Here is a 10,708-nt window from a genome sequence, read left to right as displayed (position 1 = left end):
CAGCAACTGAACCTCGGGGGAGGGATTAATGGGGGGAGGGATTAATGGGGACGTGGCTAATTAAATTCCGAACCCGGCCAGCGCCGTCGAAACCGGGACGGAGGAAGTTAAATTGAGAAGGTAACGGCCGGCGCGCCGCTCCGACTCTGTTCCGGCTCGGCCTCCAAGCGCCCCAGCAAGAACCTGCATCGCATGCTGTCCGTTACGCGGACATAGCAAAAGGGTCAGAGTGAGCTGGTCCTTTCCGCGATTTCACAGCGGCGGGCATGATCTCTCGCCGTGCGCGGCGCGGTTGGTGGAGCTTCTCTGGGAAGCCTGGCCTCTGGCGAATGGCACTTCCTGCATCCAGGGAAGACGCATCGTTCCTCCGTCAACCGCAGTTGATGAGGTTGCTTCAGGCCGCGACATCAGGTCGACGTTTGCGTTGGTCCAAAGGCTTCTTCGTACAGCTGGCCGACCCAATCAAGAAAGATGCGCACGCGTGGTGACAGTTGACGGCGGTGTGGGTATAGCGCGGTGATTGGAAAGCCCGGTCCGCTGAAATCGGCAAGTACTTCGACCAGGTGGCCGCTGCGGAGGTCGTCTTCGACGTGGTATCGCGGGAGCTGAATCAGGCCGCAGCCGTTTCGCGCGGCGACCACGTAGCTCTCGGCGTAATTGACGGTGAGCCAGCCCTTGAGCTCGACTTCGCGAATTTTGCCGTTGATGGTGAATTCGAACGGGTAGGCGCGGCCGCCGCTGGAGTTGAAGAACTGCACGGCCTGATGCGCGGCAAGTTCGGACGGGTGTTGCGGCGTGCCGAAGCGTGCGAGGTAGTCGGGGCTGGCGCAGGTGACTTCGGGGATGACGGCCAACCGCCGCGCGACGAGACTGGAGTCGCGGACGGTACCGCCGCGGATGGCGCAATCGATGCCTTCGCGCACCAGATCGACCAGGCGGTCTTCGCTGCTGATCACGATGTCGATGTTGGGGTAGCGCTCGCGAAACTCGCGGATACGCGGCAAGACGATCCCGGTGGCGTGGGTGCCATGCATGTCGACGCGCAGGACGCCGCGCGGATTGGATGCGGCGTGGCGCAGCGAGGCCTCGGCGTCGTCCAGTTCGCTCAATACATGCACGCAACGCTCATAGAAGGCCTCGCCATCCGGCGTCGGGCGGACGTGACGCGTGCTGCGTTCGAGCAAGCGGGTGCCGAGCCGCGCTTCCAGTTGTTTTATCGCGTGGGTGGCGGTGGCGCGAGGGACGTCCAGCTGATCGGCAGCGCGGCCGAAGCTGCGTTGCTCGACGATCCGCGTGAACAGATGGAGCGCGTCGAGGTGGTCCATGGGAAGGGATAATTATTGATGGATATGGAATTTGTAAACCAATCCTAGCCTATTTATCTCGATGTTTTGAATGAAGAGAATGTGTCCATCCATCCGTTCCCATGCTCGAGTGCAGGAGTCTTCCCATGAACAACATTTCCCGAAAGGTCGCCATCGTTACCGGAGCCTCGCGCGGCATCGGCGCGGCAGTCGCCCAGCGCCTGGCGAAGGACGGCTTCGCGGTGGTCGTGAACTACGCGGGTCGCGCCGGGGAGGCCGAGCAGATCACCGGCATGATCGAAGCTGCCGGCGGCAAGGCCCTCGCCGTGCAGGCTGATGTGAGTGATGCAACGGCGGTGGCGCGGCTGTTCGACGAAACGGAAGCCGCATTCGGCGGGATCGATGTCCTGGTCAACAACGCCGGCATCATGCGGCTGGCGCCGATGGCCGATGCCGATGACGCCCTCATCGACTCTCAGATCGCCGTCAACCTCAAGGGTACTGTCAACACGCTGCGTCAGGCTGCAAGGCGTTTGCGCGACGGTGGCCGGATCGTCAACTTCTCGACCAGCGTCGTCGGGCTCAAGCTCGAAACCTACGGTGTCTATGCCGCCACGAAGGCCGCCGTCGAGACACTGACCGGCATCCTCGCCAAGGAACTGCGGGGCCGCAACATCACCGTCAATGCCGTCGCGCCTGGACCCACCGCGACCGCCCTTTTCCTGGACGGCAAGTCGCCGGAACTGGTCGAGCGCATGTCGAAGATGAATCCACTCGAACGTCTCGGCACGCCCGAGGATATTGCGGCGACCGTCGCCTTCCTCACCGGTCCCGACGGTGCGTGGATCAACGGCCAGGTGCTGCGCGCCAACGGCGGCATGGTCTGACGCTTGCCCTCGTCACGCGTCCGGGGACGCCATCAACCGAAAGGAGCCGGGCCATGCCCAAGAAGATCATTCTCATTACTGGTGCTTCCAGCGGCTTCGGGCGCCTGACAGCGGAGGCGCTCGCCCGCGCTGGCCACACCGTCCATGCCTCGATGCGCGACATCGCCGGCCGCAACGGGCGGAACGCGACCGACATGGCGGAGCTGTCGGCGCGCGAGGGCCTCGACCTCCGTTCGGTCGAGCTCGACGTGCAGTCGGAGCCCTCGACCAATGCGGCTGTCGAGAAGGTCATTGCCGAAAGCGGGCGGATCGACGTGCTCATCCACAATGCCGGTCACATGATGTTCGGCCCGGCCGAAGCCTTCACCCCCGAGCAGTATGCCCAGCAATATGACGTGAACGTGCTCGGCACGCAGCGGGTGAACCGCGCCGCACTACCGCACATGCGTGCCGCCAAACAGGGCTTGCTGATTTGGGTGTCGAGCAGCAGCTCAGCCGGGGGCACACCACCCTACCTTGCACCCTATTTTGCGGCGAAGGCAGGGATGGACGCGCTGGCGATCCAGTATGCCCGCGAGTTGTCCCGCTGGGGCATCGAAACAACGATCATCGTGCCGGGCGCCTTCACCAGGGGCACCAATCACTTCGTCCACTCGGGCCACCCGGACGACGAACAGCGCGTGGCGGAATACGAGGCAGGTCCCTACAAGAATTTTGCCGAGGAGCTTCAGTCCAGGCTGGCGGCGACCGTGCCGGATGACGCCGATCCTGAAGGCGTATCGCGCGCCATCGTCGATGTTGTCGACATGCCTTTCGGTGAGCGTCCCTTCCGGGTCCATTGCGATCCGGCGCAGGACGGTGCAAGCGTCACTTTCGCGGTGATGGATCGCGTCAAAGCTGAAATGCTCCATCGTATCGGCCTCGCCGATTTGCTCAAGCCGGCAAAACTGATTTGACGCAGGAACGACTGACGGGACCAGGTTCACCCCCCCTCGCTTCGACACCCAAAGCCATCTCCGTGGACGAGTTCGGTCGACACATTCCGATCATCGTCGCGAGGGCCGGCATAGCGAAGGCGAGAGGAGGGCGGCCGGCTTTTCCCTCAAGGCGTCGCCGGCATTCCCGTGACCACCTTTTTGTAGGACGATCGACGGCCATCTCGACCGGTGCTTCCGACAACGACTGCAAATCTTCCTGCAGGCCGAAGAGGGCCGTGGCGTAGCCACCCGATGGCAAGGCATCGAACGCCACCAGAAAGTCGTAATCGCTGCCGGTCTTGGCCTCGTCCCGTGCCATCGAGCCGAACACTGCCAGCCGGTGCACGCGGTGGCGTCCGCACAATGTGGCCAGGCGCTCAAGCAAGGTGGCATGAAGATGCTGCAGTGACTGACGGGTCAGGTTCACGTCCAGCCGAACCTGGATGAACTTGACCCCGCTCTTGCCGATGGTCCCCGAGAGCTTGGTTGGAGGTGGCGTGGGTAGCCATGCAAGGCAGGATTCAAGCAGCGTGCCGCCAGGAAAATGCAACTGCCTTGTCGCAAGACGTATCCATGGCATTGACTTCGCTCACACAGGTTCCTGCCATGCTTCGTCCAGTCACAGCCTTCATGATCGTTTTGGGATCTGCGCTTGCCCATCCCGTTCTGGCAACGCAGGGGACCGTTGCGCCGGTCAAGGTCTCGACCGAATTGACCGCGCCCATCCAGCAGGCCGTCGACAAGTTGCAGGCCGTGCCTGGCGCATACCCTGCGGTTTCCGCGGTGATCGTGCAGGGCAACGCGGCGCCCTGGGTCCATATCCGTGGCCGGCTGAAGGCGGATCAGGCTGCCGAGGCCGACGCCGACACGCTGTTCTACATGGCCTCGCAGACCAAGTCGTTCATGGGCCTGCTCGGAGCGGTGCTCGACCGGAAGGGCGTACTGCCACTCGACACCACGCTGTCCGGGATCTGGCCGCAGCTGCGTCTGCCGGCACCGGCAGACCCGCACCGCATCACCATGGCCGATCTTCTGTCGCACCAGGAGGGGCTGACCACCGACACGCTCAACAACGTCACGGCCTACGTGCGCGATATTCCGGCCGCGGAGTATCCGCACTGGCTGGAAACCGAAACCGGTACGCGCGACCCGGGCTTCCGTTACGCCAATCTGGGTGACCTGATCTATGGCGCGGCACTCGAAACGCGTACCGGCCGCAACTGGCACGACTGGCTGGACGCGGAAGTGTTGCAGCCGCTACGGCTGGACCATGGCATCACCTCGCGACCATCGCGCATGTCGCCCGGACGCTTCGCATGGAACCATCAGTGGGATGGAAAGGCGTGGCACGCGCTTGCGCCCAAGCCGGACGCCTTGATGCACGCCGCGGGTGGCCTGTTCGCGTCCGGAAAAGCCATGGCGATGTGGATGCAGGCGAACCTGGGGTCCGCCGGCGCCGGTGGTGCGCTTGAGCCCTCCGATTTCGCGCGCGCCCAGCAACCCGTCGCCGTCGCGCACATGTCCGATGGCCAGATCAACTGCGACGGTTACAGCCTGGGCTGGTACAGCTGCAGCTACAAGGGCCAGCAGGCGTTGATGCATCCCGGCAGCTACGTGGGCACGGTTTCCGTCACGGTACTGGTGCCATCCGCGCATGCCGGCCTTGCGCTGGTGGTGAACAGCGATAGCGCGATGGAAGGCTTTGAACTTGAGGTCATGAAAGCGTTCATCGGCCTGGCCACGGGGCAGGATGGAGAAGCCGCGCGACTCGATGCGGTGGTGGCGGCTTTTCCGTCACGTCTGGCCAAGACGGTGGATAAACGTGCACGCGCCATGGCCGGATCGCGCGCCGATCCGTCCTGGGGAGGCTGGTCGTGGACGCCCGGCAAGGAAGAACTGGAAGCCTGCAGTGGAACCTTCCGCAACGCCTTGTTCGGCCCGATGATCGTGGGCACGGCGTCCGGCGAAGTGACGGCCGACATCGGCGCACGGCATCTCGTCCTGAAGCCGGCCCGGCCCGGGCTCTTCGCGGCGACCGACGGGACGCTGGAGCCGGCGGAGCCGGTCACCTGCCATCCCGACGACGGCACGATCGAATGGCGACACCGCGTCTTCCGGCGCTGACGGATATCGCCACGTCAACCACGAACACCCGCGGTTCGACAGCCTGCACATGCAGGCTGCGGCCAAGGTGGCCATCGCGGTGGTGCGGATGGAGATGGCAATATCTCCAGCGTGAGTGGTTCGACGGCATCGGCGAATACCGCCATCGACTGGGCCCGGGCTACCGATTGTCCGGGATCAATCGTGATCCGGCACCAAGGCCAGCCGATACCCCAGCGCCTTGGCGACTTTCATCGTATTGGCCAGACTGGGGTTGCCCTCGCCCGACAACGCCTTGTAGAGACCCGCACGGGTCATGCCGGTGGCTTCGGCCAGCTGGCTCATGTTCCGTGCACGTGCCACCGTGCCCAATGCCTTGAGCATGAAGGCTGCATCGTTGGGCGCTTCCTCTGCGCAGGCTTCGAGATAGGCCGCGATGTCGGCCTCGGTCTTCAGGTAATCGGCGGTGTCGTAACGGGAAAAATTCTCTCGTACACCTTTCATGATTCGCGCTCCCAATCGGATGCAATGCGTCGGGCCGTCTGGATGTCCGCGTGCTGGGTGCGCTTGTCACCACCTGCCAGGACCACGACAAGTACCGAGCCGCGCTGGATGAAGTACACCCGATAGCCGGGTCCGTAGTCGATCCGCAATTCGCTGATGCCATGGCCAACCGGTTTGACATCACCGAAGTTCCCATAAGCCACGCGATCCAGTCGCGCCGCGATGCGAGCCCTGGCCCGAGCGTCGCGTAGGCCCCGAAGCCAAGTGTCGAAGGTGGCGGACTTGACCAGTTCGAACATGGCTCAAGTGTAAACTGTGGTTTTCACTCGGTCAACGAGAAGGATGGGCGAGTGCACTTCCCAGTGGGTTGAAAACAGGCCCCCGGAATCGCGTGCCCCTAACCCCCCACACTCCGCCGAAACGTCAAACTCACAAACCCCGGCGACCGCCGGCGGCGCCGCTCAATCTCCCCCAGCGGCACGTTCGAACGAGGCCCGTCGTACTTCTCCCGCGTTTCCTTGAACCCCCGCCCGAACAGATCGGTCGCCTCGGCGCGCACGCGCCAGTGCGTGCCCAGTTCGCGTTCGATGAACACGGTCCAGCCCATGCCCTCGGATTTGCGCTTGATCTCGTCGTAGCGGTATTCGGTTTTGCGTTCGGCGATGTGTTCGATCTGGATGCCCCAGTGGGTGCGCGTGGTGGGGAGGTCCTGGGTGAGTTCGATGCTGCCTTCGACGGGCTTTTCTTCGGAGATGGGGCGGGGGCGGCCGGTGGTGGGGTCGGTGACGCGGCTGCGGCGCCATTGCATGGATGAGGTGAGGCGGCCGCCGTGGAAGCCGATGCCGTCGAGCGGCAGCGAGACGTCCAGCGCGAGGGTGTCGCGACGGCCGTCGCCGATGTTGCCGGGGGCATCGAAGATGTCGTCGTCGGTGATCACCAGTACGCGGTCGACCACGTCGCTGATGCGCTCGTGGGTCCAGCTCGCGGTGAAGGCGGCGTCGCGCCAGAGCTGGTGTTCCCAGGTGAGGGCGCTGCGCCAGGTGCGGTCGGGTTTGAGTTCGGCGTTGCCGGCGCTGATGCGGTCGGTTTCCAGCGAGGCAGAGGCGACGAAGTCCTCGAAGTCGAGCTGGCCGACTTCGCGCGACAGCGCCAGGCGCAGCTGATCGTTGGCGTCCACGTCCCATTGCACGGACAGGCGCGGCTTGGGGTAGCTGAAGTGGCGCTGGCGCGGCGAGTCGCCGGTTTGTGCGATGGTGGATTGCTCCAGCCGCAGGTCGGCGTCGAGCATCCAGCCGGGCGCGGGTTTCCAGGTGGCGCCGGCGGCGGCTTCGCTGCGGCGTTCCTCGATCTGCACGTCGGAGCCGGGCAGGGCGATGTCGATGCCGTCCTGCTGCAGGTGGGTGCTGCTGCGCAAGGTGTTGCGCGCGCCTTCGAACGAGCCGTTGAAGCTGAGCGCATCGGACCAGGCGTGGGTGAGGTCGATGCGGCCGATGCTTTCGCCGGTGCGGGTGTGCTCGTCGAAGGTTTCATCTTCGTCGTCTTCGTGCGAGCGCTCGCGATCATCCAGCCAGGCCTGGTGGCGGGTGGCCATCAGTTCCAGCCGCGTGCGTTCGCCGAACTCGCGCACGTAGCGGGCGCCGGCTTCGGCTTCGTCGGTGTCCTCGTTTTCGTGCACGCGCTCGCTGCCCTCGTCAGGCGCAAGCGCGTCGATGCGGGTGTCGGTGCGCGCGCGTTCGCCGCGGGCGGCGGCGGTGAGGGTGAGTTGGCCGCCGGCCAGTGGCTGGCGCCAGCTGGCGCTGGCTTCGGCCTTGTTCTTGATGGTGCGGGTGTCCAGCCGCTCGCGCTGCTGCTGCGTGCCGTCCGGCGAGAAGGTATCGATGTGGCCGCGGCCGCTGTCGTCGTCCAGTTCGGGATCGAGCTTCGCGGCCAGCTCTAGCGCGTGGCCGTCCCAGCGGTGGCCGTATTCCCACTGGCCCTTTGGGGCGAGCCAGCCGTCGGTGGCGGCCATCATGCCGGCCTCGATGGCGGACTGGCTGGTGGCTTCGTGCCGGCGCACCACGTTGGCGAGCAGGGCGTAGCCGGCCATGTCGATGCCGGGCACGCCGCCGCGGATCAGTTCGATGCGCGCCACCGCGCTGGCCGGGATGCGCTTGAGCAGGGTCTTGGCGTCCTCATGCTTGCTGGTGGGGCGTGCGCCGTCGATCAGCACGTTGCCGCGGGCGCCGGCGTAGCCGCGCACGTCCTCGTCGGCATCCACGGTGACGAAGCCGGGCAGGCGCGAGAGCATGTCCCACGCGTTGGCCGGCGCGTTGTCGGCGAAGTCGGCGGGCGAATAGACGCTGACGTCGCCGCCGCGCGTGGCCGGCGATTGCTGCGCCTGGGCGCGGGCGGCGATCGACAGCCCGGCGATGGCGGCCAGGACGAACCAGCTTGCACGCGAAGCGATGGACATGGAGACTTCAATCCGCAGGAGTTTCCCGCAGTCTGTGCCGGCGTCGCTGACATCCGCGCCACGCCCGATGTCAGCTTGTTGTCAGCGCGGTTGTCGCAGGATCGGCCCATGAAAAATCTCCGCACCTACCGCCGCCTCGCGCTTCCCTTCTCGCTGGCCATCGCGCTGTTCGCGGTGTCGGCGCTGGTCGTGTCGCCGCGCGCGATGGCCGATCACCATGACCACGACGATCACATCGAGGCCCGCGCGCTGTTGCAGCGGGGCGAGATCCTGCCGCTCAGCCGCATCCTGGTCATCGTGCAGCAGCAGGTGGCGGGCGACGTGATCGAGGTGGAGCTGGACAACGGCAAGCACGGCTGGGAATACGAGGTGAAGGTGCTCACCGCCGACGGCCGCGTGCGCGAGGTGAAGTTGAACGCGGGCAACGGCACGGTCCGCGAGATCGAGGACGACTGATGCGCTGTCTCGTCGTCGAGGACGATCCCGACATCCAGACCGACCTGGCGCGTGCACTCGAGGCGGCCGGCTTCACCGTCGACCGCGCCGGCGATGGCGAGAGCGCGTGGTATCGGGGCGACGTGGAGGATTACGACGCGGCGGTCCTGGATCTGGGCCTGCCGCAACTGGATGGCCTGTCGGTGCTGCGGCGCTGGCGCGCGGCGGGCCGCGCGTTCCCGGTGATCGTGGTGTCCGCCCGCGGCGACTGGACCGAGAAGGTCGAGGGCATCGAGGCCGGCGCCGACGACTACATGGCCAAGCCGTTCGAGATGGGCGAGCTGATCGCGCGGGTGCGCGCGCTGGTGCGGCGCGGGGCGGGCAGGCTTTCCAGCGTCATCGTGATCGGCCGGCTGCGGCTGGACACCACGCGGATGAGCGCCACCTTCGACGGTGCGCCGGCGCGGCTGTCGCCGCTGGAATTCCGCCTGCTGGATTACCTCTCGCACCAGGACGGCCGCGCGGTGTCCGCCGGCGAACTGGCCGAGCATCTGTACGGCGCAGCCGAGGACGGCGACACCAATGCGATCGAGGCGATCGTGGCGCGGCTGCGGCGCAAGTTCGGCGCCGACCTCATCGCCACCCGCCGCGGCTTCGGTTATCTGCTGGAGACCAGCGCGTGATCACCCGCTCGCTGCACTGGCGCCTGTTGGCCGGTGCGATGGCGGCGATCCTGCTGGCGCTGGCGGTGGCCTGGCTGTTCATGACGCTGCTGTTCGAGCGCCACCTGGAACGTCGGCTGCAGGCGGAGATGACACGCGACGGCCTGCGCCTGGTCGCGGGACTGTTGATCGAGCGCGATGGCGCGCCACGGATCGAGCGGCCGCCGGTGGATTCGCGGCTGGAGACGCCGGCCGGCGGCTATTACTGGGAGATCACCGCGGCGGGCGGCACGCTGCGCTCGCGCTCGCTGTGGGACGCGGACCTGCGTCGCCCGGTTCCGACCACCGCGAACTGGCGCATGCAACGCGTCGATGGCCCCTACGGACAGCCGGTGGCGCTGCTCGAACGGCGCATCGAGCTGGCCGACCACGCTGCCCCGGTGCTGATCCAGCTGGCCCAGGACAGTGCGCCGCTGCTGTCCGCGCGCGCCGAGTTCGGGCGCGAACTGGCGATCTTTCTCGGCCTGTTGTGGCTGGTGCTGTCCGCCGCCGCGTGGCTGCAGGTGCAGCTGGGCCTGCGGCCGCTGGGCCGCGTGCGACATGCATTGGCCGCCTTGCGCGACAGTGCCAGCGCGCGCCTGCCCGAATCCCACCTGCGCGAGGTGCAGCCGCTGCTGGACTCGATCAACGCGCTGGCCGACGCGCGCGAACACGATCTGGTGGTGGCGCGCCAGCGCGCGGCCGACCTGGCGCACGGGCTGAAGACGCCGCTGTCGGCGATGGCGGCGCAGAGCCGGCGCGCGCGCGAGGCGGGCGCGGAGCAGGCCGCCGAAGGACTGGATCGCGCGATCGCCGCGATGCGCCGGGCGGTCGAGGCCGAGCTGGCGCGGGCGCGCATCGCGGTGATCCGTCGCCAGCCCGGTGGCGATGCCGCCGTGCGCGACACGGTCGAGCGCCTGCTTACCGTGCTGGAGCAGACCGATCGCGGCGGTGAGCTGGCCTTCACCCTGGACATCCCCGCCAGCCTGCGTTTGGCGATCCAGCCCGATGACTTGTCCGAGATCCTCGGCGCGGTGCTGGAAAACGCGGTGCGTTACGCCCGCCGCCAGGTGCGCGTCAGCGCGGCGGCCGGACCGGAATGGGCGCGCGTGAGCATCGAGGACGACGGTCCCGGCATCGCCGCCGAACACGCGCGCGATGCGCTGGCGCGCGGCGGGCGGCTGGACGAGGCGAACGAGGGCAGTGGCCTGGGCCTGGCGATCGCCCGCGAACTGGCCGAGGCGACCGGCGGCACGATCGCGATGTCGCGATCGGCGCTGGGCGGGTTGAAGGTGGATTTCTGCTGGGGGCCGGGGGTGGAGTGAGGCGGCTGCGCGATCGCGGC

At 66.7% G+C, this 10,708-nt stretch carries 11 protein-coding genes; 6 read left to right on the top strand and 5 right to left on the bottom strand.

Annotation, left to right across the window (positions count from 1 at the left end; translation table 11 throughout):
- Nucleotides 1-407 precede the first annotated feature (407 nt).
- Nucleotides 408-1,325: a LysR family transcriptional regulator gene (locus ASD82_RS10595; RefSeq protein WP_056717789.1), complete on the bottom strand. Its 918-nt coding sequence runs from the start codon at nt 1,323-1,325 to the stop codon at nt 408-410.
- Between the two features lie 125 nt (nt 1,326-1,450).
- On the opposite strand from ASD82_RS10595, the gene ASD82_RS10590 reads away from it, so the two are divergent.
- Nucleotides 1,451-2,191, top strand: coding sequence for an SDR family oxidoreductase (locus tag ASD82_RS10590; RefSeq protein WP_056717788.1), 741 nt, complete (start codon nt 1,451-1,453; stop codon nt 2,189-2,191).
- Nucleotides 2,192-2,244: 53 nt separating this feature from the next.
- On the top strand, nt 2,245-3,147 hold the full coding sequence (locus ASD82_RS10585; RefSeq protein WP_056717787.1) for an SDR family oxidoreductase: 903 nt from the start codon (nt 2,245-2,247) through the stop codon (nt 3,145-3,147).
- Here ASD82_RS10585 and ASD82_RS17370 read toward each other — a convergent pair.
- On the bottom strand, nt 3,125-3,748 hold the full coding sequence (locus ASD82_RS17370; RefSeq protein ID WP_082585309.1) for a nucleotidyltransferase domain-containing protein: 624 nt from the start codon (nt 3,746-3,748) through the stop codon (nt 3,125-3,127). The two genes, ASD82_RS10585 and ASD82_RS17370, sit on opposite strands and share 23 nt — an antisense overlap.
- A 26-nt stretch (nt 3,749-3,774) precedes the next feature.
- Here ASD82_RS17370 and ASD82_RS10580 point away from each other — a divergent pair, with 26 nt between their 5' ends.
- Entirely contained in the window at nt 3,775-5,292 is a 1,518-nt protein-coding gene (locus ASD82_RS10580) for a serine hydrolase (protein WP_162253824.1), read from the top strand.
- A gap of 177 nt (nt 5,293-5,469) precedes the next feature.
- On the opposite strand, the gene ASD82_RS10575 is transcribed toward ASD82_RS10580, so the two are convergent.
- From ASD82_RS10575 to ASD82_RS10565, 3 genes are all read right to left on the bottom strand, one after another.
- Entirely contained in the window at nt 5,470-5,775 is a 306-nt protein-coding gene (locus tag ASD82_RS10575) for an addiction module antidote protein (RefSeq protein WP_056717785.1), read from the bottom strand.
- On the bottom strand, nt 5,772-6,074 hold the full coding sequence (locus tag ASD82_RS10570; protein ID WP_056717784.1) for a type II toxin-antitoxin system RelE/ParE family toxin: 303 nt from the start codon (nt 6,072-6,074) through the stop codon (nt 5,772-5,774). Before ASD82_RS10570 ends, ASD82_RS10575 begins: the two co-directional genes overlap by 4 nt.
- A gap of 98 nt (nt 6,075-6,172) precedes the next feature.
- Nucleotides 6,173-8,227, bottom strand: a complete 2,055-nt coding sequence (locus ASD82_RS10565) for a TonB-dependent receptor (protein WP_056717783.1) — start codon at nt 8,225-8,227, stop codon at nt 6,173-6,175.
- Nucleotides 8,228-8,335: 108 nt separating this feature from the next.
- On the opposite strand from ASD82_RS10565, the gene ASD82_RS10560 reads away from it, so the two are divergent.
- Genes ASD82_RS10560 through ASD82_RS10550 form a run of 3 tightly spaced genes read left to right on the top strand, consistent with a single transcriptional unit; the run spans nt 8,336 to nt 10,688 of the window.
- Complete coding sequence (locus ASD82_RS10560; RefSeq protein ID WP_056717782.1) at nt 8,336-8,683, top strand: PepSY domain-containing protein; 348 nt, start codon at nt 8,336-8,338, stop codon at nt 8,681-8,683.
- Complete coding sequence (locus tag ASD82_RS10555; RefSeq protein WP_056717781.1) at nt 8,683-9,345, top strand: response regulator transcription factor; 663 nt, start codon at nt 8,683-8,685, stop codon at nt 9,343-9,345. The genes ASD82_RS10560 and ASD82_RS10555 overlap by 1 nt, the downstream gene beginning before the upstream one ends.
- On the top strand, nt 9,342-10,688 hold the full coding sequence (locus ASD82_RS10550; RefSeq protein WP_235580688.1) for a HAMP domain-containing sensor histidine kinase: 1,347 nt from the start codon (nt 9,342-9,344) through the stop codon (nt 10,686-10,688). The genes ASD82_RS10555 and ASD82_RS10550 overlap by 4 nt, the downstream gene beginning before the upstream one ends.
- Nucleotides 10,689-10,708: the final 20 nt, after the last annotated feature.

Source organism: Rhodanobacter sp. Root179 (genome assembly GCF_001428465.1).
GTDB lineage: Bacteria > Pseudomonadota > Gammaproteobacteria > Xanthomonadales > Rhodanobacteraceae > Rhodanobacter.
Note: the sequence above shows the minus strand (reverse complement) of the source record. Positions and strands in the feature narration are given on the sequence as shown.

What these genes read in the sequence shown, in the direction of transcription:
- ASD82_RS10595 (WP_056717789.1), bottom strand. Translation starts at nt 1,325, where the DNA reads ATGGACCACCTCGACGCGCTCCATCTGTTCACGCGGATCGTCGAGCAA.
- ASD82_RS10590 (WP_056717788.1), top strand. Translation starts at nt 1,451, where the DNA reads ATGAACAACATTTCCCGAAAGGTCGCCATCGTTACCGGAGCCTCGCGC.
- ASD82_RS10585 (WP_056717787.1), top strand. Translation starts at nt 2,245, where the DNA reads ATGCCCAAGAAGATCATTCTCATTACTGGTGCTTCCAGCGGCTTCGGG.
- ASD82_RS17370 (WP_082585309.1), bottom strand. Translation starts at nt 3,748, where the DNA reads ATGCCATGGATACGTCTTGCGACAAGGCAGTTGCATTTTCCTGGCGGC.
- ASD82_RS10580 (WP_162253824.1), top strand. Translation starts at nt 3,775, where the DNA reads ATGCTTCGTCCAGTCACAGCCTTCATGATCGTTTTGGGATCTGCGCTT.
- ASD82_RS10575 (WP_056717785.1), bottom strand. Translation starts at nt 5,775, where the DNA reads ATGAAAGGTGTACGAGAGAATTTTTCCCGTTACGACACCGCCGATTAC.
- ASD82_RS10570 (WP_056717784.1), bottom strand. Translation starts at nt 6,074, where the DNA reads ATGTTCGAACTGGTCAAGTCCGCCACCTTCGACACTTGGCTTCGGGGC.
- ASD82_RS10565 (WP_056717783.1), bottom strand. Translation starts at nt 8,227, where the DNA reads ATGTCCATCGCTTCGCGTGCAAGCTGGTTCGTCCTGGCCGCCATCGCC.
- ASD82_RS10560 (WP_056717782.1), top strand. Translation starts at nt 8,336, where the DNA reads ATGAAAAATCTCCGCACCTACCGCCGCCTCGCGCTTCCCTTCTCGCTG.
- ASD82_RS10555 (WP_056717781.1), top strand. Translation starts at nt 8,683, where the DNA reads ATGCGCTGTCTCGTCGTCGAGGACGATCCCGACATCCAGACCGACCTG.